This is a genomic window from Pseudomonas sp. AKS31 (assembly GCF_023634765.1).
In the GTDB taxonomy this organism is placed as follows: Bacteria; Pseudomonadota; Gammaproteobacteria; order Pseudomonadales; family Pseudomonadaceae; genus Aquipseudomonas.
In genome coordinates this window covers 741,937-767,509 of the sequence record NZ_JAMLFX010000002.1, presented here as the reverse complement: position 1 = coordinate 767,509, position 25,573 = coordinate 741,937, and the positions used below count along the sequence as shown (strand labels likewise).

At 60.3% G+C, this 25,573-nt stretch carries 17 protein-coding genes; 16 read left to right on the top strand and 1 reads right to left on the bottom strand.

The window, feature by feature from the left end; all coding sequences use genetic code 11:
- The 14 genes from M9827_RS09430 to M9827_RS09365 form a co-directional block, all read left to right on the top strand.
- A partial coding sequence (locus M9827_RS09430; protein ID WP_250605213.1) for an NAD(P)/FAD-dependent oxidoreductase occupies positions 1-858 on the top strand: 858 nt, incomplete at its 5' end.
- 42 nt (positions 859-900) lie between these two features.
- Positions 901-1,245, top strand: coding sequence for a cupin domain-containing protein (locus tag M9827_RS09425; protein WP_250605212.1), 345 nt, complete (start codon positions 901-903; stop codon positions 1,243-1,245).
- 58 nt (positions 1,246-1,303) lie between these two features.
- Positions 1,304-2,389: a polyamine ABC transporter substrate-binding protein gene (locus tag M9827_RS09420; RefSeq protein WP_250605211.1), complete on the top strand. Its 1,086-nt coding sequence runs from the start codon at positions 1,304-1,306 to the stop codon at positions 2,387-2,389.
- A gap of 171 nt (positions 2,390-2,560) precedes the next feature.
- Entirely contained in the window at positions 2,561-2,998 is a 438-nt protein-coding gene (locus M9827_RS09415) for a hypothetical protein (protein WP_250605210.1), read from the top strand.
- 428 nt (positions 2,999-3,426) lie between these two features.
- Positions 3,427-4,893, top strand: a complete 1,467-nt coding sequence (locus M9827_RS09410; RefSeq protein WP_250605209.1) for a serralysin family metalloprotease — start codon at positions 3,427-3,429, stop codon at positions 4,891-4,893.
- A gap of 93 nt (positions 4,894-4,986) precedes the next feature.
- Positions 4,987-5,412, top strand: coding sequence for an AprI/Inh family metalloprotease inhibitor (locus M9827_RS09405; RefSeq protein ID WP_250605208.1), 426 nt, complete (start codon positions 4,987-4,989; stop codon positions 5,410-5,412).
- Positions 5,413-5,615: 203 nt separating this feature from the next.
- Positions 5,616-7,391, top strand: a complete 1,776-nt coding sequence (locus M9827_RS09400; protein WP_250605207.1) for a type I secretion system permease/ATPase — start codon at positions 5,616-5,618, stop codon at positions 7,389-7,391.
- Entirely contained in the window at positions 7,388-8,737 is a 1,350-nt protein-coding gene (locus M9827_RS09395) for an HlyD family type I secretion periplasmic adaptor subunit (protein WP_123449744.1), read from the top strand. Before M9827_RS09400 ends, M9827_RS09395 begins: the two co-directional genes overlap by 4 nt.
- A 2-nt stretch (positions 8,738-8,739) precedes the next feature.
- Positions 8,740-10,110, top strand: coding sequence for a TolC family outer membrane protein (locus M9827_RS09390; RefSeq protein WP_250605206.1), 1,371 nt, complete (start codon positions 8,740-8,742; stop codon positions 10,108-10,110).
- Between the two features lie 323 nt (positions 10,111-10,433).
- On the top strand, positions 10,434-13,385 hold the full coding sequence (eprS, locus tag M9827_RS09385) for an autotransporter serine peptidase EprS (protein WP_250605205.1): 2,952 nt from the start codon (positions 10,434-10,436) through the stop codon (positions 13,383-13,385).
- Between the two features lie 183 nt (positions 13,386-13,568).
- Positions 13,569-16,646, top strand: coding sequence for an autotransporter serine protease (locus tag M9827_RS09380; protein WP_250605204.1), 3,078 nt, complete (start codon positions 13,569-13,571; stop codon positions 16,644-16,646).
- Positions 16,647-16,703: 57 nt separating this feature from the next.
- Complete coding sequence (locus M9827_RS09375; protein WP_250605203.1) at positions 16,704-18,392, top strand: polyurethane esterase; 1,689 nt, start codon at positions 16,704-16,706, stop codon at positions 18,390-18,392.
- Positions 18,393-18,601: 209 nt separating this feature from the next.
- Positions 18,602-20,455: a polyurethane esterase gene (locus M9827_RS09370; protein ID WP_250605202.1), complete on the top strand. Its 1,854-nt coding sequence runs from the start codon at positions 18,602-18,604 to the stop codon at positions 20,453-20,455.
- Positions 20,456-20,696: 241 nt separating this feature from the next.
- Positions 20,697-21,071 carry a hypothetical protein gene (locus M9827_RS09365; RefSeq protein WP_250605201.1) on the top strand — a complete coding sequence of 125 codons (375 nt, stop codon included), beginning with the start codon at positions 20,697-20,699 and terminating at the stop codon, positions 21,069-21,071.
- A 112-nt stretch (positions 21,072-21,183) separates the two neighbouring features.
- Here the strand turns inward: M9827_RS09365 and M9827_RS09360 are convergent, their stop codons facing one another.
- Complete coding sequence (locus tag M9827_RS09360) at positions 21,184-21,408, bottom strand: YgdI/YgdR family lipoprotein (RefSeq protein WP_077572987.1); 225 nt, start codon at positions 21,406-21,408, stop codon at positions 21,184-21,186.
- 194 nt (positions 21,409-21,602) lie between these two features.
- Here M9827_RS09360 and M9827_RS09355 point away from each other — a divergent pair, with 194 nt between their 5' ends.
- Complete coding sequence (locus M9827_RS09355) at positions 21,603-23,255, top strand: VRR-NUC domain-containing protein (RefSeq protein ID WP_250605200.1); 1,653 nt, start codon at positions 21,603-21,605, stop codon at positions 23,253-23,255.
- Positions 23,252-25,570, top strand: coding sequence for an ATP-dependent DNA helicase (locus M9827_RS09350; RefSeq protein ID WP_250605199.1), 2,319 nt, complete (start codon positions 23,252-23,254; stop codon positions 25,568-25,570). The genes M9827_RS09355 and M9827_RS09350 overlap by 4 nt, the downstream gene beginning before the upstream one ends.
- Positions 25,571-25,573 lie beyond the last annotated feature (3 nt).

Sequence of the window (25,573 nt, the reverse complement as noted above, 5' to 3'; positions counted from 1 at the left end):
CATGTAGCGACCATCCACCCTGCGAAACTGGTGCGCGGTCTGGCGCGCACCGTGCAGAACATGGGCGTGCAGATCTACGAAAACAGCCCGGTCACCCATTGGCAGTCGGGCAGTCTACGCACGGCGAAAGCCAGCGTGCGCAGTCGCTGGATCGTGCCGGCCGTTGAAGGTTATTCGGTGACCTTGCCGCCACTGGGCCGCTATCAGTTGCCGGTGCAAAGCCTGATCGTTGCCACCAAGCCATTGTCTGCCGCGACCTGGGACGAAATCGGCCTCAGCCGTGGCCAGGCATTCAGCGAATTCAGCCGCCAGGTCACTTATGGCCAGCGCACTGCCGACAATCGTCTGATCTTCGGCGCGCGGGGCGGATATCAGTTCGCCGGCAAGTTGCGTCACAACTTTGATCTGACCCGCGATGAGGTCGAGCTGCGCCGCTATCTGTTTGGCGAACTGTTTCCGCAACTGAAAAACGTGCAGATCACCCACGCTTGGGGCGGCAACCTCGGCATGTCCCGGCATTTCAAGCCGCACATGCTTTGCGATCGCGCCAATGGCATCGCGCTTTCCGGCGGTTATGGCGGGGAGGGCGTCGGCGCGAGCAATCTCGGTGGGCGCACCCTGGCCGACCTGATTCTTGAGCGCGACACCGAACTGACTCAGCAGCCGTGGGTGCTGCCGGACGGCGGCATTCATGCGCTGCGCGCGTGGGAGCCGGAGCCGTGTCGCTGGCTCGGTTACAACGCGATCATCAAAAGTTTCGTCCACGAAGACCAGACCCTGGCCAACCCGGCGACCGCACCATGGCGACGCAAACTTGCCAGCCAGGTCGCGGGCTTCATGGAAGGTTTCATGCACTGAGCGCCGATTTACTTTAAGAAAGCCCAAAAGACAGGTCAGACCATGAACATTACCCAGTTCAAAAACACCGCAACCCTGCCACTCGACGAATCCAATCCGGTGGCCGTGCCCCTCGGTGAGCCGGTGGCGATCGCCTCGACCACCAGCGTCGAGCGCGACGACGGCGTCGAAACCGGCGTCTGGGAGTGCACCCCCGGGCGCTGGCGCCGGCAGATCACCGCGCAGGAGTTCTGCCATTTCATTTCCGGGCGCTGCACGTTCACCCCCGACGGTGGCGGCGAAACCCTGCACATACAAGGTGGCGACGCACTGATGTTGCCGGCCAACACGCTCGGAATCTGGGACGTCCAGGAAACCGTGCGCAAGAGCTACGTGCTGATTTTCTGATTGTTTGATCCTTTGATTGCCTGCCAACAAAAAAGAAAACCCACACAGGAATCGATCCATGATCCGCAAAACCCTCGCTCTGGCACCGCTGATGCTCGCCGTTTCCCTTGCTCAGGCAGCGGAAACGGTCAAGGTTTACAACTGGTCCGACTACATTGCGCCGGACACCACCAAGAACTTCGAGAAAGAGACGGGCGTGGGTGTCACCTATGACGTCTACGACAGCAATGAAACCCTCGACGGCAAGTTGATGACCGGTAAATCCGGTTACGACGTGGTGTTTCCGTCCAACCACTTCATGGCCCGGCAGATTCAGGGCGGGGCGCTGAAGAAACTCGACAAGAGCCAGTTGCCGAACTGGAAGAACCTCAATCCGGTGCTGCTCAAAGCACTGCAAACCAACGACCCGAACAACGAGCACGGCTTCCCCTATCTGTGGGGCAGCACCGGCATCGGCTACAACATCGCCAAGGTCAAAGCGGTGCTGGGCGAGAGCGCACCCGTGGACTCCTGGGACCTGATCTTCAAGCCCGAGTACATGGAAAAACTGCAGAAGTGCGGCGTAGCGATCCTCGACAACGGCCCGGAATTGCTGCCGGCGGCGCTCAACTACCTGGGCCTGCCGCACCACAGCAAGAATCCCGAGGACTATAAAAAGGCTGAAGCACTGTTGATGAAAGTGCGGCCGTACGTCAGCTACTTCCACTCCTCGAAATACACCAGCGACCTGGCCAACGGCGATATCTGCGTGGCAGTCGGTTTCTCCGGTGACATCCTGCAAGCCGAGAACCGCGCCAAAGAAGCGAAGAATGGCGTCGATATCGGCTACGCGATTCCCAAGGAAGGCGCGGCGATCTGGTTCGACATGGTCGCCATGCCTGTCGATGCGCCGGACGAGAAGGCCGGTTATGCGTTCATGAACTATCTGCTGCGCCCGGACGTAATGGCCGGCATCAGCAACTATGTGCACTACGCCAATGGCAATGAGCAGGCGGACAGCCTGATCGACCCGGCGATCAAGAACGACACCAAGGTGTATCCGAGCCCGGAAATGATGGGCAAGCTGTTCGCGCTGGAGGCGATGCCGTTGAACATTGACCGGATCCGCACGCGGGTGTGGAACAAGATCCGCACGGGAAGTTGAGGAACGTCGACCGGGTGCTGTCGCACCCGGCATTCCTGTCTTAGCGGGTGTTAGCACTTAAAATCAGCGATTACACCTGTCAATGTTGACAGGTCTCACCTCGATCGAAAGCAGATTTAATGCCTTGGCAGAAGGGCGAAATATCGCCTTTCCCTATCGAGGATTTTGATGATGAGCGATAAAGAGGATCTCAAGGATGTCTTGAAGGGTACGGTGAAAAACCTGCGTACCGGCAAGGAATTCAAATTCGATGCCAAAGAAACCCATCGCGACGAACAGCAGGGAACACTCAGGTTTCACGGCACGATGTTCGATCCAGAAATCGATGACGGCTTTCATCTTTCAGTCATCGCAGTGAATCTCAGGGACAAAGCAGATTCTGGCACGGAGATCCCGCTAGATGATCCGCGCGTTCTTTTGATTGCTTACACTCGTTACTACTCATATGAGCACCCTGGTTTTTTTTACGCGGACAAGAAAAAGCCGGGCTTCGTGACGCTTCAGCATTCAGGGGTGCGTATCAACGGTCGATTGCAGTTCACCACTGAAGCCGTCGGAGACGACAGCTACGAAGTCGACGTGATCTTCGACCGCGGCCCGCTTGAATAAACCTCCCGGGTTGCGACTTTTGACTCTGCCAGTGACGGTCAAAAGATCGCAGCCTCGTTTCACCCGGCAGCTGCTGAAGTTTGAGTAAGCTGTCCGGTTGATATCAATACAATGTCATCGCACTAATCAAGTGCAGGAAAGTGAGAAGCACCTAACAAAAAACAACTTACTCATATTTAATATTTAAATAGAAAATCGTCAGACAATTAGGCAAAAGCTCCGCAACTAAAACATTCTTTCGCCCCCGCGCGCTTTGTTTACGGCAGTTTTGCGAAACAGCCCGATTTGATCTCAAAAAAATCCTTTACGGCAGATTTCAAATTGTGTCAGGTTTCTTACGCCTTCATTGGGCGAGTGATAGGACGATCTCGCCAGAGAGAGTCCTGTCGGATAAAAACTGTTCCATTGCTAAACAAGGAAGTGTGTTTATGTCGAAAGTTAAAGCGAATGCTATTGATACCGCCGAACAGGCCTTTCTGCTGTCCGCAGCGCCACAACCACTGGCCGCAGCCAGCTCGGCGTACAACCAGATCAATAGCTTCAGCCATCAATACGATCGTGGCGGCAACCTCACGGTCAATGGCAAACCCTCCTTTTCCGTCGACCAGGCCGCAACCCAGTTGCTGCGCGACGGCGCTGCCTACCAGGACAAGGATGGCAGCGGCAAGATCGAACTCACCTATACGTTCCTGACCTCGGCATCGTCCAGTACGATGAACAAGCACGGGATCACTGGGTTCAGTCAGTTCAGTGCACAACAACAGGCCCAGGCCAAGCTCGCCATGCAATCCTGGGCTGACGTGGCCAACGTGACCTTCACCGAGAAAGCCTCGGGCGGCGACGGCCACATGACCTTCGGTAACTACAGCGGTGGCCAGGATGGCGCTGCAGCGTTCGCGTATCTGCCAGGCACCGGCGCCGGTTATGACGGCACCTCGTGGTACTTGATCAACAGTGGCTACACGCAGAACAAGAATCCGGACCTGAACAACTACGGTCGTCAGACCCTGACTCACGAAATCGGCCACAGCCTGGGCCTCGCTCACCCTGGCGACTACAACGCCGGGAACGGCAACCCGACCTACAACGACGCTTCCTACGGGCAAGACACCCGCGGCTACAGCGTCATGAGCTACTGGAGCGAAAGCAACACCAATCAGAACTTCAGCAAGGGCGGCGTCGAAGCGTATTCGTCCGGCCCGCTGATGGACGATATCGCTGCCATCCAGAAGCTCTACGGTGCCAACATGAACACCCGTACCGGTGACACCACCTACGGTTTCAACTCCAACACCGGTCGCGATTTCCTGAGTGCTTCGTCGTCGAGTGACAAAGTGGTGTTCTCGGTGTGGGATGCCGGTGGCAAGGATACGCTGGACTTCTCTGGCTTCACCCAGAACCAGAAGATCAACCTCAATGACGCCTCGTTCTCCGACGTTGGCGGCCTGGTGGGCAACGTGTCCATCGCCAAGGGCGCGATCATCGAGAACGCCATCGGTGGCTCGGGCAGCGACCTGTTGATCGGTAACAGCGTGGCCAACGAGCTCAAGGGTGGTGCCGGCAACGACATCCTCTACGGCGCTGGTGGTGCCGACAAGCTGTGGGGCGGCGCCGGTTCGGACACCTTCGTGTTTGCTGCCAGTTCTGACTCCAAGCCGGGTGCGATCGATCAGATCCTCGATTTCGTCAGCGGTCTGGACAAAATCGACCTGACCGGCATCACCAAAGGTTCCGGTCTGCACTTTGTCAGCAGCTTCACCGGTGCTGTCGGTGACGCGATCCTCACCTCGTCGGGCGGCAACAGCCTGTTGTCGGTGGACTTCTCCGGGCACGGCGTGGCTGATTTCCAGGTCAGCACCGTTGGCCAGGCAGCCACCAGCGACATCGTGGCGTGATGTAGAAACGGGAAGCGGCGTGTGATGCGCCGCTTTCTTTTCTTGCATCGTCTTGTCTGGTGGGCAAGGCTACGAGTCGGAGTGAAATTTCCTATGAGTCGAAACGTTTTTACCTACAAGACCGTGGCGTGGATAACAGCGGCGCTGATGATGACTGGAGAAACAAGCATGGCAAGCAGCCTCAGACTCGAAGATCCATCGTTTTTTGCCGGGCAGTGGCAAGCTGTTTTGACTGCACGTGACGACGCCCCACAGGCGCAGGCGTTGCAGGACAAACCCTCGAATACATGCCTGCTTGATCTTGAACCCAACCAGACATTGGGCAAGGGAGCCGAATGTCTTGGGGCATGGCTTGAGCAAACCCCGATCGGCTGGTTTGCCGATCCTGACGGCCTTTCGATTACCGGCAAGGAAGGCTCAAGAATCCAGTTCTTCAGCCGACAACGTGACGGGCTTTATCTGACCACTTTGAAGTCGGGTTTGGTGATCACGCTGACGCACACAGTGAAACAGCCTTGATTATCGAATCGGCGACCGCGTTTTAATATAAAGCGCTACGAGTTGGTTATAAAAACTGCCAAATGACAACTGCACCGCAGTTATTTGCTCAAGTTGTTATGAAAGTGTAAGCGGGTACTTGCAAGTGATCTTTCGCAGGTGACCGGAACATTAATTGACGCCTCGCCCAAGTGTGGCGGGTTCAATCATTTCAGGAAGAATCAATGAAGATGGCGAAGGCCCCAGCCACCGCTCCCTTATTCAAGGCTTTGGGTGACTATAAAAGTATCCTGATCAGCGTCGGCTGCTTTACCGCGCTGATTAACGTGCTGATGCTGGTGCCCTCCATCTATATGCTCCAGGTCTATGACCGGGTGCTGTCGTCGCAGAACGAAACAACCCTGGCGATGCTGTCGCTGATGGTGGTCGGCTTCTTCGCCTTTATCGGCCTGCTGGAAGTGGTGCGCAGCTTTATCGTGATTCGCATCGGCAGCCAGTTGGAGCGCCGCTTCAACCTGCGTGTTTACCAAGCGGCGTTCGAGCGCAACCTGTTCAAGGGCGAGGGCAATGCCGGGCAATCGCTGGGCGATCTGACGCACATTCGCCAATTCGTCACCGGGCCGGCGCTGTTCGCGTTTTTCGATGCGCCGTGGTTCCCGGTCTATCTGTTCGTGATTTACCTGTTCAATGTCTGGCTCGGTGTACTCGCCACGGCGGGCGCGCTGTTGCTGATCGGCCTGGCCTGTCTCAACGAATACATGACCAAAAAGCCGCTGGGCGAAGCGGCCGGTTTTTCGCAGAAATCCAGCCAGTTGGCCACCAGCCATTTGCACAACGCCGAAACCATTCAGGCGATGGGCATGCTCGGTTCCCTGCGCAAGCGCTGGTTCCAGGTGCACTCGCGCTTCCTCGGTTTGCAAAACCAGGCCAGTGACACCGGTGCGGTGATCAGCTCGCTGAGCAAAACCCTGCGCCTGTGCCTGCAATCGTTGGTCCTGGGCCTGGGTGCTTTGCTGGTGATCAAGGGCGACATGACCGCCGGGATGATGATTGCCGGTTCCATTCTGATGGGCCGCGTGCTCAGCCCGATCGACCAGTTGATTGCGGTGTGGAAGCAGTGGAGCGGGGCGAAGCTGGCTTACCGCCGTCTCGATGCCTTGCTGCAAGCGTTCCCGCCCAGCGACGACGCCATGGCGCTGCCGCCGCCGAAAGGCCAGATCACTTTCGAGCAGGTCAGCGCCGGCCCACCGGGGCAACGTGCCGCGACTTTGCAGATGGTCAATTTCAATCTGAATGCCGGCGAAGTGCTCGGCGTGCTCGGGGCTTCCGGTTCCGGTAAATCGACCCTGGCCCGCGTGCTGGTGGGTGTCTGGCCGACCCTAGGCGGCACCGTGCGTCTCGATGGCGCGGATATTCATCGCTGGAACCGCGACCAGTTGGGCCCGTACATCGGTTATCTGCCGCAAGACATCGAACTGTTCAGCGGCAGCATCGCCGAGAACATCGCCCGTTTCAGCGAGGCCGATCCGCAGAAGGTTGTCGCCGCCGCGCAACAGGCCGGCGTCCACGAAATGATCCTGCGTCTGCCGCAAGGCTACGACACGCAACTGGGCGAGGACGGCAGTGGTTTGTCCGGCGGCCAGAAGCAGCGCGTGGCCTTGGCGCGTTCGATGTACGGCACGCCGAGTCTGGTGGTGCTGGACGAGCCGAACTCCAACCTCGACACCGTCGGCGAAGCCGCACTGGCCAGCGCCATCGCCGCGCTCAAAGCGCAAGGCACCACGGTGGTGCTGGTGACGCATCGCTCTTCGGTGCTGGCACAGGCTGACAAGCTGCTGGTTCTCAATGACGGGCGTCTGCAAGCCTTCGGCCCGAGTCAGGACGTACTCAAGGCACTCTCCGGCCAGCAAGAACAACAACGGGAAAAAGCTGCACCGACACCGGGCGGGCTCAGCATGAGCCGACAGTACCAGCCCTCGACAAGGAATTCGGGTGTATGAGCAGCGCAAGCATGAACACTGAAAACGAAGCGAGCATGGAACACGCCTACATCACCGAACGTCCGGAACGCGACGCTAAATTCTTTGCGCGCATGGGCTGGATTCTGGCAATCGTCGGCGCCGGCAGTTTCTTCACCTGGGCGGCGTTGGCGCCGCTGGATCAAGGCATTCCGGTGCAAGGCACGGTCGTCGTGTCGGGTAAACGCAAAGCCGTGCAGTCGATGAGCAGCGGCGTGGTCAGCCGGATTCTGGTGCGCGAAGGCGAGATCGTGAAGCAGGGCCAGCCGCTGTTCCGCCTCGATCAGACGCAAGTCGCCGCTGACGTGCAGTCGCTGCAGGCGCAATACCGTATGGCCTGGGCCAGCCTTGCGCGTTGGCAGGCCGAGCGTGACAACCTCAAGCAAGTGACCTTTCCCGCCGAGCTGAGCAATGACCCGGATCCACGCCTGGCGCTGGTGCTGGAAGGCCAGCGGCAATTGTTCAGCAGTCGTCGCGAGGCTTACTACCGCGAGCAGGCCGGACTGCGTGCGAGCATCGAAGGCGCCACCGCGCAACTGGCCGGCATGCGCCGCGCCCGTACCGACCTCAATGCCCAGGCCGACTCGCTGCAACAGCAGTTGAGCAACCTGCAACCGCTGGCCGACAACGGCTACATCCCGCGCAACCGCTTGATGGAATACCAGCGTCAACTGTCGCAGGTGCAGCAGCAACTGGCGGAAAACACCGGCGAAAGCGGTCGGGTCGAGCAGGGCATTCTCGAATCGCGCCTGAAGCTGCAACAGCACAGCGAGGAGTATCAGAAGGAAGTGCGCACGCAACTGGCCGACGCACAACTGAAAAGCGTCACGCTGTCCGAACAACTGACCTCCGCCGGATTCGACCTGCAACACAGCGAAATTGTCGCCACCGCTGATGGCGTGGCGGTCAACCTCGGCGTGCACACCGAAGGCGCCGTAGTGCGTCAAGGCGAAACGTTGCTGGAGATCGTCCCGCAAGGCACCACGCTGGAAGTGGAAGGGCATTTGCCGATCAACCTGATAGACAAGGTCGGCGCGCACTTGCCGGTGGACATCCTGTTTACCGCGTTCAACCAGAGCAAAACCCCGCGTGTACCGGGCGAAGTCAGCCTGATTTCCGCCGACCAGATGGTCGACGAGAAAACCGGCGTGCCGTACTACGTGTTGCGCAGCAGCGTCAGCGATCAGGCCATGGAAAAGCTCAATGGTCTGGTGATCAAGCCCGGCATGCCGGCAGAAATGTTCGTGCGTACCGGCGAACGTTCACTCCTCAACTATCTGTTCAAACCGCTGCTCGACCGGGCCGGCTCCGCGTTGACCGAGGAATAAGGATGTTCGGCTGTATGAATAAGCTTTCCATGCTCGCGGCGGCAATGATGCTGTTCGCGAGTCACTCAGCAGTAGCGGCCATGGGGCCGTTCGAGATCTACGAACAGGCATTGCGCAATGACCCGGTGTTCCTCGGGGCGATCAAGGAACGTGATGCGGGTCTGGAAAACCGTGCGATTGGCCGCGCCGGTCTGCTGCCGCGAATCGGTTACACCTACAACAAGGGCCGCAACTCGTCGAAAGCCACCTCCCTCGATGAGCGCGCGCGTAACCGAACCGACGACCGTAACTACAGCAGTTACGGCTCGGCCCTGACCCTGCAGCAACCGCTGCTCGATTACGAGGCTTATGCCGCGTACCGCAAAGGTGTCGCACAGTCGTTGTTTGCCGACGAGAATTTTCGCGGCAAGAGCCAGGAGTTGCTGGTTCGCGTTCTGGACAACTACACCAAGGCGTTGTTTGCGCAGGACCAGATTGATATCGCTCAGGCGAAGAAGAAGGCGTACGAGCAGCAGTTTCAGCAGAACGAGCACATGTTCAAGCAAGGCGAGGGCACGCGTACCGATATTCTCGAGGCGGAGTCGCGCTATGAGCTGGCGACTGCCGAGGAGATCGAGGCGCGCAACGAACAGGACGCTGCGCTGCGCGAACTGGGGGCACTGGTCGGCGTGCCGGCGGTGGACATCGGTGATCTGGCGCCGCTCGATCAGAACTTCCAGACCTTCACCCTGCAACCGGCCAATTACGACACCTGGCACGAGCTGGCGGTGAGCAATAACCCCAATCTGGCGTCGCAACGCCAGGCTGTGGAAGTCGCGCGCTATGAAGTGGAGCGCAATCGTGCCGGGCATCTGCCGAAAGTCAGCGCCTACGCCTCGATGCGCCAGAACGAGTCGGAAAGCGGCAACACCTACAACCAGCGCTACGAAACCAACACTATCGGTTTTGAAGTCAGCGTGCCGTTGTATGCCGGTGGCGGTGTGTCGGCGTCGACGCGTCAGGCCAGCCGTACCATGGAGCAGGCTGAGTACGAACTCGACGGCAAGACGCGCGAGACGCTGATCGAACTGCGTCGCCAGTTCAGTGCCTGTTTGTCCGGGGTGAGCAAACTGCGCGCTTATCAGAAAGCGCTGAGCTCGGCGGAAGCGCTGGTGGTCTCGACCAAACAGAGCATTCTCGGTGGCGAACGAACCAACCTCGACGCGTTGAACGCCGAGCAACAACTGTTCACCACCCGCCGTGATCTGGCGCAGGCGCGGTACGACTATCTGATGGCCTGGACCAAGTTGCATTACTACGCCGGGACCTTGAGTGAGCAGGATCTGGCGCGGGTGGATGAAGCATTTGTGGTCGCTCACCAGCCCTCACCCTAACCCTCTCCCAGAGGGAGAGGGGACTGATTGGGGGATATTTTAGAAGTACACCGACCTGACCGAGCACCACCGAATCCAACATCGATCCGGTTTTTCAGGTCGATGAATGACGCAAGACACCTCGGTCAGCTCCCTCTCCCTCGGGGAGAGGGCTGGGGTGAGGGAAATGCTCTACCGAATCCAACATCGACCCGGTTTTTCAGGTCGATGAATGACGCAAGACACCTCGGTCAGCTCCCTCTCCTGGGGGAGAGGGCTGGGGTGAGGGGAACAGGCAACAGCGCAGAAAAACCTGCATAAAACAATAAAAGTGAGTGGTGAACATGGACGTACGCATCAAGCCGATTTCGGTCGGCACCCTGCTGCTTGTGATTTCCGCAACCCAGGCCCAGGCGCAATACCTCGAAGCCGGCCAACCCGGTGATCCCGGCAGTTGGCGCAGCGCCGAATTCCTCCGCGACTGGGGGCTGAGCCGGATGCAGGCCGAGCAAGCCTACGCCGCCGGCATTACCGGCCAAGGCGTAAAAATCGGTGCCCTCGACTCCGGCTTCGATGCCGCCCACCCGGAATTCGCCAGCGACCGTTATCACCCGGTAATGGCCAGCGGCAGCTACATCGACGGCTCACTGTTCAACGTCAACGGCACCCTCAACCCCAACAACGACTCCCACGGCACTCACGTCGTCGGCACCATGGGCGCCTTGCGCGACGGTGCCGGCATGCACGGCGTGGCGTACAACGCGCAGATCTACGTCGGCAACACCAACAAGAACGACAGCTTCCTGTTTGGCCCCAACCCCGACCCGCGCTATTTCAAAGCGGTATACGACGCCCTGACCGATGCCGGCGTGCGCGCAATCAACAACAGTTGGGGCAGCCAGCCGCCGGATGTCAGCTACCGCACACTGGCCGACCTGCACGCCGCGTATGCGCAGCACTGGAACAAAGGCACCTGGCTCGACGCAGCAGCGGATGTGTCCCGACGCGGCGTGATCAACGTGTTCAGCGCCGGCAACAGCGGCTATCCGAATGCCAGCGTGCGCTCGGCGCTGCCGTACTTTCAGCCGGATCTGGAAGGGCACTGGCTGGCCGTATCGGGCCTCGATCAAAGCAATCAGCAAAAGTACAACCAGTGCGGCCTCGCCAAATACTGGTGCATCACCACGCCGGGGGCGAAGATCGACAGCACCATTCCCGGCGGCGGTTATGCGATCAAGTCCGGCACCTCGATGTCGGCGCCACATGCGACCGGCGCACTGGCACTGGTGATGGAGCGCTACCCGTACATGACCAATCAGCAGGCCCTCGAAGTGCTGCTGACTACCGCGACGCAACTGGATGGCTCAGTCACTGATGCGCCGACCGAGCGGGTTGGCTGGGGCGTGGCCAACCTGAACCGGGCGATGCGCGGGCCAGGGCAATTACTCGGTGCGTTTGACGCCAGTCTGGCGGCCGGGCAGCGCGATGTCTGGAGCAATGACATCTCCGACAAGGCGCTGATCCAGCGCCAGACCGAAGACCTCGCCGAGCACAGCGCCTGGCAGCAAACCCTGCAAGACAAAGGCTGGCAGAACGGTGTTCCAACAGGTGCCAGCCAACAGGATCAGACCGATTACGCGGTCGGCACTGCCCGTGATGCGGCAGCGGCGAATCGGGTGTATCAGGGCAGTCTGATCAAGTCCGGCGGCGGGCAGTTGATCCTCACCGGCGACAACACCTATCGCGGTGCGACCACGGTCAATGGCGGCTTGCTCACGGTTAACGGCTCGCTGACTTCCGCTGTGACGGTGAATGACAGCGGCACCCTCGGCGGTTCCGGGCGGATCGGCGCGTTGACCGCCAACAGCGGCGCTCGCGTGGCGCCGGGCAACTCCATCGGCACCTTGAACGTGGCCGGGGACGTGACCTTCGCGCCTGGTTCGACTTACGCTGTTGAACTGTCGCCGACCAGCAGCGACCGCATCGTTGCCGGCGGCACCGCCACTATCAGCGGCGCCACCGTCAGCCTGTCGCTGGAAAACAGCCCGACGCTGCTCAGCACCACCGAGGCGCAAAGCCTGCTCGGTCGCCAGTACGACATCCTGCAAGCGGCCGGCGGCATTCAGGGCCAGTTCGGTGCGGTGCTGCCGAATTACCTGTTTATCGGCGGCAGTCTCGACTACGCCGCCAATGGCATTCAGCTCGATATCGTACGTAATGCGACCAGCTTCGCCAGCGTCGGGCAAACACCGAATCAACGCTCGGTGGCTGCTGCCGTCGAAGGCTTGGGCGCAGGCAATTCGGTGTACGAAAGCCTGTTGCGTTCACCCGATGCGAGTTCCGCGCAACAGGCGTTCCAGCAGTTGAGCGGCGAGATCTACCCAGCGTTGAGTTCAATGCTGATCAACGACAGCCGCCAGTTGCGCGACGCGGTGGGCGAGCGTCTGCACGACACCAATGCAGCGCAAAGCAATGGCTGGATCAAGGCCCTCGGCGCCTGGGGCACGACTGATTCGGGCCACGATACGGCAGGCTACAACACGTCGATCGGCGGGCTACTGGCCGGTGTCGATGGCGCGCTGGACGAGCAGACGCGCATCGGTCTGGTCAGCGGTTACAGCGACAGTTCGCTGAGCATGGGTTCGGGCACGCATTCCTCGGCCAAGGTCGACAGCTATCACCTTGGCGCATACGCCGGCCGTGAAGTTGGCGCCTGGCGCTTGAGCACGGGCGCGGCTTACAGCTGGCATCGCGCCGATGTGAAACGCGACCTGCAATACGGCGACGTCAGTGGCAAACAGAAAGCCAAGATCGACGCGGCGACCACGCAAGTGTTCGGCGAAGCGGCTTATCGCCTGCACCTGCAACCGCTGGCGCTGGAGCCTTTTGCCAACCTGGCCTACGTGCATCTGGACACTGAAGGTTTGACCGAGAAGGGCGACGCTGCGGCGTTGAAAAGCGCCGGCGACCAACGTGACGCGGTGCTGAGTACCCTCGGTGTGCGGGCGGTCAAGACCTTCAATCTTTCGCCGGCGCAATCACTCGACGTGAGTGGCCATCTCGGCTGGCAGCACAGCCTCAGCGACATCGATTCCGCGCAGCATTTGCGCTTTGCCAGTGGCGGCACGCCCTACGCGGTGGAGAGTTCAGCGCTGGTGCGTGATGCCGCGCTGGTCGGTGTAAAGGCCAGCCTCGCGCTGAGCCGCGACGTGCGGGTCAACCTTGATTACAACGGACAACTGGCCAATCGCGAAAAGCTTCATGGCGTTGGCTTGAGCCTGAACTGGCAGTTCTAAGCAAGATAACCCGGTCCCTGTAGGAGCTGCCGCAGGCTGCGATCTTTTGATCTTGCCTTTAAAAAGCAAAGGCAAAAGATCGCAGCCTGCGGCAGCTCCTACAGGTTATGTGAACACCAGCGTGCAGCGTGTTTACAGCTGAAGAGACGGATTTTTCGCAACATCACTAAGGAAGGTCGCTGGATGAATAACAACAATACCCCCGCGCAAACGGGTGGCCGCTTTGCCCTGAAAACCCTCACGCTCGCCGTGCTTTGTGCCATTGGCACAGCCCATGCCGCGCCCTACGTGGAGAGCGGTCGCACGGGCGATCCGTCGAGTTGGCGCAGCGCCGAGTTTCAGGCCGATTGGGGTCTGGGCGCGATTGGGGCCGATCACGCCTACGCCGCTGGCTACGCCGGCAAAGGCGTGAAACTGGGGATCTTTGACCAGCCGGTGTACGCCGCGCACCCGGAGTTTTCCGGCAGCAATAAAGTCGTCACCCTGGTCACCAGCGGGATCCGCGAATACACCGATCCGTACATCCCGGTCAAAGCCGGGGATGCGTTCCGCTATGATGGTTCGCCCTCGGTCGGCTCCGACGGCAAACTCGGCGCCCACGGCACCCACGTTGGCGGCATCGCCGCAGGCAGTCGTGACGGCGGGCCGATGCACGGCGTGGCGTTCGGTGCGCAGATCATCAGCGCCGACAACGGTGACCCGGGCCCGGAAGACGGCATCGTTCGCGGTAACGACGGCGCGGTGTACAAGGCCGGCTGGGACGCATTGATCGCCAGCGGCGCGCGGATCATCAACAACAGTTGGGGCATCGGCATCACCGACCGGTTCGACCTCGGTGGCCGAGATCCGGCTTACCCGCATTTCACCGTCAATGACGCGCAGCTGCAGTTCAACGAAATCCGCACACTGCTCGGCACCAAACCGGGCGGCGCCTACGACGGCGCGATTGCCGCCGCACGTAGCGGCATCGTGACGATCTTCGCCGCCGGCAACGACTACAACCTCAACAATCCGGACGCCATCGCCGGCCTCGGCTATTTCGTCCCGGACATCGCGCCGAACTGGATCACTGTTGCCGCGTTGCAGAAAAACCCGGACCTGGCCAGCGCCAACCCGTACATCATGAGTACGTTCTCGTCGCGCTGCGGCTACACCGCGAGTTTCTGCGTCTCGGCGCCGGGCACGAAGATCTTCAGCGCGATCATCGAAGGCACCAACGCCGACAACCTGACCACCGGTTACAAAAACTACAACGGCACCTCGATGGCCGCGCCGCATGTGGCCGGCTCCATGGCGGTGCTGATGGAACGCTTCCCGTACATGAGCGGTGATCAAGTCGCCACGGTCTTGCGCACCACCGCCACCGACCTCGGAGCACCGGGCATCGACGCCTTGTACGGCTGGGGCATGATCAACTTGCGCAAGGGCATCGACGGCCCGTCGATGTTCGTCACCGAGCAGGACATCCCGGCCGAATTCCGCATCGACGGCGCGTATGGCTCCGGGCAGTTTGTCGCGGATCTGCCGGGCATCGGCGCGATCATCGATCAGGGCAAACCGACCGAACGCGTGTGCACCGACATCACCTGCGGCCTCGACACCTGGCGCAACGACATCTCCGGTCACGGCGGTTTGACCAAGCAAGGCCTCGGCACGCTGGTGCTGACCGGCAACAACACTTACAGCGGCCCGACCCTGGTCAATCAGGGCCGACTGGCCATCAACGGTTCGCTGCAATCGGCGGTGACGGTGAATGACGGCGGTATCCTCGGCGGCAACGGCAACATCGGCACGCTGTCGGTGAACAGCGGCGGTACGGTGGCGCCGGGTAACTCCATCGGCACCATGAACGTGGCCGGTGACGTGACCTTTGCACCGGGTTCGACCTACGCGGTAGAGCTGTCGCCGACCAGCAGCGATCAGATCATCGCCACGGGTAAAGCAGTCATCGAAGGCGCGACGGTGAGCATGTCGCTGGAAAACAGCCCGACACTGTTGACCACCAACCAAGTGCAAAGCCTGCTCGGCACGCGCTACAACATCCTGCAAGCGGCGGGCGGCATCGAAGGGCGCTTCGGTCAGGTGTTGCCGGATTACGCGTTCCTCGGCGGCACGCTGGCGTACTCGGCGGATGGTATCCAGTTGGCGGTCGGGCGCAACGAGGCTTCGTTCGCCAGCGTCGGCCTGACGCCCAACCAGCGCGCCGTCGGTGCGGCGGCTGAACGTCTGGGCGCCGGCAATGCGCTGTTCGAAACCCTGTTACTGTCGCCGAATGCGGCGTCGGCGCAGCAAGCGTTCCAGCAACTGTCCGGCGAGATCCATCCGGCCATTGGCACGATGCTGATCAACGACAGCCGTTACCTGCGCGAAGCCGTGGGCGAGCGTCTGCGTGAGCGTGACCTGTTCAACGCTGGCGCACCGACTGACGACCGTAGCAATGCGTGGGTCAAGGTCTTGGGTTCGTGGGGCAAGAGCGATGGCGGGCATGACAACGCCGACTCCAACAGCTCCATTGGCGGCCTGCTGGCCGGTGTCGACGGCTTGATCGCTGAAGATACCCGTCTCGGTTTCGTTACCGGTTATAGCGACAGCTCGTTGAGCATGGGCAGCGGCACGCATTCGTCGGCTTCGGTCGACAGCTATCACTTGGGTGCGTACCTGGGGCATCAGATCGATGCGCTGCGTCTGACCGTCGGTGGCGCCTATAGCTGGCACCGTGTCGACGTCAAACGTGACCTGCAGTTCGGGGACGTCAGCGGTAAACAAAAGACCAAGCACGATGCCGCAACCACTCAAGTGTTCACCGAAGCCGCCTATGATCTGGGGCTGCAACCGATGAACCTGGAGCCGTTCGCCAACCTGTCCTACGTGCACCTCAATACCGAAAGCTTCACCGAGAAGGGTGACGCCGCGGCATTGAAGGGCGGTGAGGACAACCGCGATGTGGTGTTGTCGACCCTCGGTGTGCGCGCCAAGCGTTCGTTCGCCTTGTCGGATCAGCATCAGCTGGAACTGGGCGCGAGCCTCGGCTGGCAGCACAACCTGAACAACGTCGATGCTGACAGCCACCTGGCGTTTGCCAATGGCAACAGCGCGTTCACCGTGCAGGGCGTGTCGATGGATCGCGATGCAGCGGTGGTCGGTGTGCGGGCAGGTCTGGCGCTCAACCGCGATGTGCGGGTGAACCTGGATTACAACGGCCTGATCGGCTCGAACGAGAAGGACCACGGTGTGGGTCTAACCCTCGACTGGCAGTTCTAAAGCGTACCGGCAGCTCTGCACAGAGCTGCCGGTTTCTGAAGGAAGAGAGAGCACAACATGGGACTGTTCGATTATAAAAATACCGATGGCAAAGCGTTGTACAGCGACGCCATCGCGCTGACGCTGTATGCCTACACGCCGACCGGCAAGCCTCTGCCGGCCACCGCTTGGGCGCCGCTCACGGCGACGGCGCTGGGCTATCAGGGCAAGGTCGGGCCGCAGGGCACGTTCTTCGGCGAGAAGGACGGCTTCACCAGTGCCGAGGCCGAAGTGCTCGGTAAATACGACGCCGCCGGCAGGCTGATCGGCATCGGCGTTGCTTTTCGTGGCACCGGCGGGCTGGGTTACAGCGACACTTTCGGTGACCTGAAAAACAACCTGCTGGCCGCCATCGGGCCGTCGGATTACGCGAGCAACTACGCGAAGAATGCCTTCGACAATTTGCTCAAGGCAGTCGCGGCATTCGCCATTGCCAACGGCATCGCCGCCAAGGACGTGCTGCTTAGCGGCCACAGCCTCGGCGGGCTCGGCGTCAACAGCGTGGCCGAGTTGAGCGCGAGCAACTGGGGCGGCTTCTTCAAGGATGCCAACTACATCACCTTCGCCTCGCCAACCCAAAGCAGCACGGGCAATAACGTGCTGAACATCGGTTTCGAGAACGATCCGGTGTTCCGCGTACTCGATGGCACCACGTTCAGCACTGCTTCGATGGGCAAGCACGACAAGCCGCACGATTCGACCACCGACAACATCGTCAACTTCAACGATAACTACGCGTCCACCGCGCAGAACCTGGTGCCGTTCAGCATCGTCAATCCGCTGAACTGGTCGGCCCACAGCTCGTTGGGCTATGCCGATGGCTTGAATCGAGTCATCGATTCGAAGTTCTACAACCTGACGCATAAAGACTCGACGATCATCGTCTCCAATCTGGAAGAGGCTTCTCGCGGCAAGACCTGGGTCGAAGACCTCGGCCGCAGCGGCGAGCCGCACACCGGCAGCACCTTCATCATCGGCACCCAGAGCAACGACTGGCTCAAGGGCGGGGCGGGCAACGACTTCCTTGAAGGCCTCGGCGGCGATGACCGTTTCCGTGATGACGGCGGCTACAACATCCTGCTCGGTGGCCAGGGCCACAACACCTTCGAACTGCAGAAACCGTTGCAGAACTTCAGCTTCGCCAACGACGGTGACGGCACGCTGTACGTGCGCGACGCCTACGGCGGTATCAGCATGACCCGCGACATCGGCGCGCTGGTGAGCAAGGAGTCGGGTTCGTGGTGGGGCAGCAAGGAAATCACTTGGAGCGTCACGGCCAAAGGCTTGACCAATGGCAACGAACTGACCCAGTACAACCACTCGCTCAGCGGCGATGGCTACGGCAATGCCCTGCACGCCACCGCTGACGGTGACTGGCTGTTCGGCCTCGGTGGCGACGACAAACTGATCAGCGACAAGGGCCACGTAACCTTCGTCGGTGGCGCCGGCAATGACCTGATGAGCGCAGTGGGTGGCAACAACACCTTCCTGTTCAGCGGCGCGTTCGGTTTCGATGCCATTAATGGTTATCAGGGCAACGACAAACTGGTGTTCATGGGCGTTGAAGGCGCGGGGCAGGGCTACGACTACAAGCAGCACGCGGCGCAGGCCGGCAACGATACCGTGCTGAAGATTGGCGACTATGCCGTGACCCTGATCGGGGTGGGAGTGGCTAACATGTCGGACTCGGCGTTCGTTTTCGCCTAAACAGTAATCCTGTAGGAGCTGTCGAGTGAAACGAGGCTGCGATCTTTTGATCTTGCTTTTAAGAGCAAAGTCAAAAGATCGAAGCCTTCGGCAGCTCCTGCAAATGTCGCGTTAAAGAAGTGTTGTATCGAAATGCTCCGGGGCGTCCCCGTGGGGCGCCCTGGCTGTGAGCTATCTCTAACAATTCCAACAAGAGAGAGGCAATAGCAATGGGTGTGTATGACTACAAGAACTTCGGCACAGCCGATTCCAAGGCGTTGTTCAGCGATGCCATGGCGATCACGCTGTATTCCTACCACAACCTCGATAACGGCTTTGCCGCCGGTTATCAGCACAACGGTTTCGGCCTCGGCCTGCCTGCCACGCTGGTCACGGCGCTGCTCGGCGGTACCGATTCCCAGGGGGTGATCCCCGGCATTCCGTGGAACCCCGACTCGGAAAAGCTCGCCCTCGACGCCGTGAAAAAGGCCGGCTGGACGCCGATCACTGCCTCGCAACTGGGCTACGACGGCAAAACCGATGCTCGCGGAACCTTCTTCGGCGAGAAGGCCGGTTACACCACCGCCCAAGTGGAAATCCTCGGCAAGTACGACGCCCAGGGCCATCTCACGGAAATCGGTATTGCCTTTCGCGGCACCAGCGGTCCACGGGAAAACCTGATCATCGACTCCATCGGCGACGTGATCAACGACCTGCTCGCCGCCTTCGGTCCCAAGGATTACGCCAAGAACTACGTCGGCGAAGCCTTCGGCAATCTGCTCAATGATGTGGTGGCGTTCGCCAAGGCCAACGGCCTCAGCGGCAAGGACGTGCTGGTCAGCGGCCACAGCCTCGGTGGTTTGGCGGTCAACAGCATGGCCGACTTGAGCAGCGGCAAGTGGGGCGGTTTCTTCGCCGATTCCAACTACATCGCCTACGCCTCGCCCACCCAGAGCAGCACCGACAAAGTGCTCAACGTCGGCTACGAAAACGACCCGGTGTTCCGCGCCCTCGACGGCTCGACCTTCACCGGTGCTTCGATCGGCGTGCACGATGCGTCCAAAGTATCGGCTACCGACAACATCGTCAGCTTCAACGATCACTACGCCTCGACCGCGTGGAATCTGCTGCCGTACTCGATCCTCAATATTCCCACCTGGATCTCGCACTTGCCGACCGCGTATGGCGACGGCATGAACCGGGTGATCGAATCAAAATTCTACGACCTGACCAGCCGCGACTCGACGATCATCGTCGCCAACCTCTCGGACCCGGCGCGGGCCAACACTTGGGTACAAGACCTCAACCGCAACGCCGAAACCCACAAGGGCAGCACGTTCATCATCGGCAGCGATGCCAATGACCTGATCCAGGGTGGCAGCGGCAACGATTACCTGGAAGGCCGCGCCGGCAACGACACCTTCCGTGACGGCGGCGGCTACAACGTCATCCTTGGCGGGCAGGGCAGCAATACCCTCGACTTGCAAAGCGCGGTGAAGAACTTCGACTTCGCCAATGACGGCGCCGGCAATCTATACATCCGCGATGCCAACGGCGGGATCAGCATCACCCGCGACATCGGCAGCATTGTCACCAAGGAACCGGGCTTTCTTTGGGGGTTGTTCAAGGACGACGTGACCCACAGCGTCACGGCCAGCGGTTTGAAGGTCGGCAACAACGTCACCGCGTACGAATCCAGTGTCAAAGGCACTGGCGGCGCCGATACGTTGAAGGCGCATGCCGGTGGCGACTGGTTGTTCGGCCTGGACGGCAACGATCACCTGATTGGCGGCGCGGGCAATGACGTGTTCGTCGGCGGCACCGGCAACGACCTGATGGAGTCGGGGGGCGGGGCGGATACGTTCCTGTTCAACGGCGCGTTCGGCCAGGACCGGGTGGTCGGCTATACCTCCAATGACAAACTGGTGTTTCTTGGCGTGCAGGGTGTTTTGCCGGCGGAGGACTTCCGCGCCCATGCCGCCTCTGTCGGGCAGGATACGGTGCTGACGTTTGGCAACGATTCGGTGACGCTGGTGGGGGTATCGCTCAATAGCTTGAGTGCTGACGGCGTTGTGATCGCCTGAGGTTGATGGGGCGCCGGTAAGGGCCTCTTCGCCAGCAGGCTGGCTCCCACACTGGATCTGTGTCGTTTATAAATCCCCTGTGGGAGCGAGCCTGCTCGCGAAGAACGATAACTCGGTTTCAAAAGTGACTCGACAGCCACTCCCTGACTCAAACCCCTGCAAAAACAGGAAATGCGGCCTAAAGCCAGCACGTGCACACACGTTCTATAGCTAGCCGCCATTGAGTACAGGAGATTCAAACGTGAAAGGTTTCAAGGGGTATGTCGGCTTCGTCGCACTGGCGCTGTGTTCGGCCAATGCTTGTGCCGATCTGCCTCAAAGCTCGATTCTGAGCCGTTACGGCGTCACCACCGATCAACTACCGAGCCCGCCGGAAAGCGAGACGGTTGAACCGGTCGAAGAGAAGAGCCGTTTTCAGATTCAACCCGAACAACCGTTCGTGACTCTGCGCTTGGGTGACGGCAAGCAGCCGCAAACCACCGGTAATCTGAGCATTGATCGCATGGCGCAGCAGGATCTGGAACGCTGCCGGCGCGTGCAGGGTGAAGTAGTCAAGCGGGGTGGTAAGTACATGCCTTGCGACGGCAGCCTCCCGGGCATGCCTGCTTTCGAATAGCACGAAATTCCTGTGTAGGAGCTGCCGAAGGCTGCGATCTTTTGACGTTGATTTTCAAGATCCGGATCAAAAGATCGCAGCCTTCGGCAACTCCTACACAGTGCACAGGGTGTCAGTCTTCTTCGCGAACGGTCGCCACTTCATCAGCGCGGACCTTCACCTTGGCCCCGGAAATGTCTTCGAACTCATAGAAACCGTCCTTGGTTTTGGTCTTCGGCATGTCTTTGGTCAGATACTGGGTGCCGTTCTGCAGAGTGACCACCGTCGGGGTCGAGCAACCAGCCAGTGCCAGCGCGGCAACGACGGCGAAAGGGATGCCCAGCGACTTGATTTTCATACCCACCTCTAAATCCTCATTCGATGTGATGCCGAGCATTGTCGGCCTTCTAACGCGGTTGGTGCCATCCCCGGGACAAAAGTTCGATGGCCCGGCGAAAAAATGCCATTGATCATTTTCCGTTTGCACCGGGCGGGGCACAGCTGGTATCTGTACGCATAACCAGTATTTGTTCGCCATGGCCCAGAATTCCCGTGACTGCCAATCCCCTTGACGACCCGTTTTATTACCTCAACAACTTCCGGCAAGTGCTTGATTGGCTTGAGCTTCGCTATGCCGATGTGATGAGTGAAACGGAACACACGTTCATTCGCGACTTCAAGGCCTTGCCCCGAGCGTCGCAGGGTTTGCTGGTGCGGATGGTCATGCGCAAGGGCGTGCATTTTCGTGCCGGCAAACTCAATTACGCTGAAATCGGTGACATCGCCGAGGCCGCGCAGCCGTTGCTGGGGCACGGCTGGATCGACGAACACGCGCCGCTGGCCCTCGCCGAATTGTTCGACGTGTTGCTCAAGGCCGAGATCCTGCAAGCGTTTGCAACCTTCATCGAGCAGCCCAAGGGCCGCAAGGATGACTGGCTTCCGCTGCTGCTTGAGCAGTTCAACGACCCTCGCAGCCTGCGCGACTGGGCGCCGCTGCTCGATGATCGCTTGTTCAGCCTGACCATCATGGACCTGTGCGATCGCTTGCGGCTGATGTTCTTCGGCAACCTGTATCAGGACTGGTCGGAATTCGTCCTCGCCGACCTTGGCATCTTCACTTATGAAAAAGTCGAATTCTGCGCCGACTCGCGGGGCCTGCGCAGTCGCGAAGACGTCGACGCCTGCCTGTTCCTGCACAATTGCCAATTGCGTTTCGAGGCCGGCGAGCCGCTGGCAACCATCGTCGAGCAGGTCAGCGCCTTGCACTTCGACAACCCGTGGCTGCAACGCCGGCGTGGCAAGGTGTTGTTCCAGATCGGCCAGTATTGCGAGCGCATCGGCGAATTTGCCCTGGCCCTGAGCATTTACCGCGACTGCGCCTATCCCGGCGCCCGCTTGCGCATGATCCGTGTGCTGGAGCGCAGCGGCGAATACCCATTGGCGCTGGAACTCGCCACGCTGGCCGAGCAGGCGCCGGAAAGCGCTGCCGAGCAGCAGGGCCTGCAACGGATTCTGCCAAGGGTGCGGCGCAAACTTGGTGGCCCGCCACTCAAGCGCACAGCGGCAAAACCGGTCGAGCGGCTGGACCTGCAATTGCCGCGCAGCGATCCCGCGTTGTCCGTGGAGTATTACGTGCAGGCGCATCTGCACGATGACGATGGCCCGGTGCATTACGTGGAAAACAGCCTGATCAACTCGCTGTTCGGCCTGCTGTGCTGGCCGGCGATTTTTGCGCCGTTGCCCGGCGCGTTCTTCCACCCGTTCCAGCGTGGCCCGGTGGACCTGCTCAATGAAGACTTCCAGCAACGCCGCGCCGAGCTGTTTCAGGCGTGCCTGAGCGAACTCGACGACGGTCGCTATGCCGCGACCATTCGCCAGCGCTTTGTCGACAAATGGGGCATTCAGTCGCCGTTCGTGTTCTGGGGCGCCATGAATGAACAACTGCTGGAGCAGGCGTTGGCCTGTCTGCCCGCCGAACATCTCAAACACTGGTTCAACCGTTTGCTACTCGACATCAAGGCCAACCGCGCCGGCATGCCCGACCTGATCCAGTTCTGGCCGCAGCACAAAACCTACCGGATGATTGAAGTGAAAGGCCCCGGCGATCGCCTGCAGGACAATCAATTGCGCTGGCTGGAGTTCTGCCACCAACACCAGATGCCGGTGGCGGTGTGTTATGTGCAATGGGCGGAGCAGAGCGCTTGAGCTACAGCATCGCGGTGCGCGCACTGTGTGAGTTCACCGCCAAGACCGGCGACCTCGACCTGCGCTTCACTCCATCACCCACGGCCCTGGAAGGCATCGCCGGTCACCGCACCGTGGCCTCGCGGCGCAGCGAGAAATATCAAAGCGAAGTGGCGCTGGAAGGCGAATTCCGGCAATTGAAGGTCAAGGGCAGGGCGGATGGCTACGACCCGGCGCAGACCTGCCTGGAAGAAGTCAAAACGTACCGTGGCGACCTGAGCAAGCAACCGGCCAATCATCGCCAGTTGCACTGGGCGCAGGCGAAGATCTACGGCTGGTTGATGTGCCGCAAACTCGAACTCGAGCAGATCAATCTGGCGCTGGTGTACTTCGATATCGTCAGCGAGAAGGAAACCTGCCTGGTCGAGGCCCACAGCGCCGACAGCCTCCAGGCCTTTTTCGAGCAGCAATGCACGCTGTTCCTGCAATGGGCCGAACAGGAAATGGCCCATCGCGAGGCGCGCAATCTGGCCGCGCAACAACTGGCGTTTCCCCATGCGGACTTTCGTCCCGGCCAGCGGCACTTGGCGGAATCAGTGTTCAAGGCCGTCAGCACTGGCCGTTGCCTGATGGCTCAGGCCCCCACCGGCATTGGCAAAACCCTCGGCACGCTGTTCCCGATGCTCAAAGCGCTGGCGCCGCAGCAACTGGACAAGGTGTTCTTCCTCACCGCCAAAACGCCGGGGCGCAAATTGGCGCTGGATGCCAGTCAGGTGTTGTTCGATCAGTCACCAGCCTTGCCCTTGCGCGTGCTGGAAATGGTCGCCCGGGACAAGGCCTGCGAACACCCGGACAAAGCCTGTCACGGCGAATCCTGCCCGTTGGCCCAAGGCTTTTATGATCGCTTGCCCGCCGCGCGGGAAGCGGCCAGTCGAATCCGCCTGCTCGATCAAGCCGCCATGCGCGAGGTCGCTGCGCAACACGCGGTGTGCCCGTATTACCTGAGTCAGGAGATGGCCCGTTGGGTGGACGTGGTGATCGCCGACTACAACTATTACTTCGACTTCAGCGCGTTACTGTTCGGTCTGGCCCAGCTCAATCAATGGAAAGTCGCGGTACTGGCGGACGAGGCGCACAACCTTGTCGAGCGCGGGCGGCAGATGTACAGCGCCAGTCTTGATCAGTTCACCCTGGGCAGCGTGCGCAAAACCGCGCCGGCACCGCTGAAAAACCCGTTGCAACGAATCAACCGTGAATGGAACGCGCTGCATGCGCCGCAACTGGCGGCGTATCAGGCTTACGACAAGGCCCCGGAAAAACTTCTGCACGCGATCTCGCTGTGCTGCGCGGCCATTGGTGATTACCTCAATGACCATCCGCAGGGTCTCGACAGCGCCTTGCAGAACTTCTACTTCGACCTGCTGCAGTTCGCCCGGGTGGCGGAGCTGTACGACGAGCATTACCTGTTCGATATCAGCAAGCGCGACCTCGACCGCAAAAAGCCGCTGTCGCAATTGTGCCTGCGCAACGTGGTGCCGGCCGCGTTCATTGGCCCGCGCCTGAAAGCGGCGCGCAGCAGCGTGCTGTTTTCCGCGACCCTCAGCCCGCGCCACTATTACGCGGATTTGCTCGGCACGCCCGCCGACACCGTGTGGATCGACGTCGAATCGCCGTTTTGCGCCGAGCAGTTGCAGGTGCAGATCGTCAGCCGCATCTCGACACGCTTCAACCATCGTCAGGCCTCGCTGGAGCCGATCGTCGAATTGATCGCGCGGCAGTTCAGCGAACGTCCGGGCAACTACCTGGCGTTTTTCAGCAGCTTCGATTATCTGCAGCAAGTGGCGTCGTTACTGGCTGAGCGTCACCCGCACATTACCCTGTGGCAGCAATCGCGCGGGATGCTCGAAGGGGCGCGGCAGGCCTTTCTCGATCAGTTCACTGCCCACAGTCAGGGCGTCGGCTTTGCCGTATTGGGCGGTGCGTTCGGCGAAGGCATCGATTTACCCGGTGCGCGGCTGATCGGCGCGTTCATTGCCACGCTGGGGCTGGCGCAATTCAATCCGGTCAATGAACAACTCAAAAACCGCATGGCGGCCATTTTCGGCGCCGGTTACGACTACACCTACCTGTACCCCGGCGTACAGAAAGTGGTGCAGGCCGCCGGACGAGTCATCCGGACCCGCGAGGACCGCGGCGTGGTCATGCTGATTGACGACCGCTTTGCCGAGAGCCGGATCAAACAGCTGCTGCCGCGCTGGTGGGCGATCAAGCATGAGATGGCCGCTTCCCAATTCGCTGGATTGCCGCATACTTCTGCTCATGACAATGGCTGGTGAGTG

Bases quoted from the DNA above. Each gene is read 5' to 3' on its own strand.
- M9827_RS09425 (WP_250605212.1), top strand. From the start codon at position 901: ATGAACATTACCCAGTTCAAAAACACCGCAACCCTGCCACTCGACGAA.
- M9827_RS09420 (WP_250605211.1), top strand. From the start codon at position 1,304: ATGATCCGCAAAACCCTCGCTCTGGCACCGCTGATGCTCGCCGTTTCC.
- M9827_RS09415 (WP_250605210.1), top strand. From the start codon at position 2,561: ATGAGCGATAAAGAGGATCTCAAGGATGTCTTGAAGGGTACGGTGAAA.
- M9827_RS09410 (WP_250605209.1), top strand. From the start codon at position 3,427: ATGTCGAAAGTTAAAGCGAATGCTATTGATACCGCCGAACAGGCCTTT.
- M9827_RS09405 (WP_250605208.1), top strand. From the start codon at position 4,987: ATGAGTCGAAACGTTTTTACCTACAAGACCGTGGCGTGGATAACAGCG.
- M9827_RS09400 (WP_250605207.1), top strand. From the start codon at position 5,616: ATGAAGATGGCGAAGGCCCCAGCCACCGCTCCCTTATTCAAGGCTTTG.
- M9827_RS09395 (WP_123449744.1), top strand. From the start codon at position 7,388: ATGAGCAGCGCAAGCATGAACACTGAAAACGAAGCGAGCATGGAACAC.
- M9827_RS09390 (WP_250605206.1), top strand. From the start codon at position 8,740: ATGTTCGGCTGTATGAATAAGCTTTCCATGCTCGCGGCGGCAATGATG.
- eprS (WP_250605205.1), top strand. From the start codon at position 10,434: ATGGACGTACGCATCAAGCCGATTTCGGTCGGCACCCTGCTGCTTGTG.
- M9827_RS09380 (WP_250605204.1), top strand. From the start codon at position 13,569: ATGAATAACAACAATACCCCCGCGCAAACGGGTGGCCGCTTTGCCCTG.
- M9827_RS09375 (WP_250605203.1), top strand. From the start codon at position 16,704: ATGGGACTGTTCGATTATAAAAATACCGATGGCAAAGCGTTGTACAGC.
- M9827_RS09370 (WP_250605202.1), top strand. From the start codon at position 18,602: ATGGGTGTGTATGACTACAAGAACTTCGGCACAGCCGATTCCAAGGCG.
- M9827_RS09360 (WP_077572987.1), bottom strand. From the start codon at position 21,408: ATGAAAATCAAGTCGCTGGGCATCCCTTTCGCCGTCGTTGCCGCGCTG.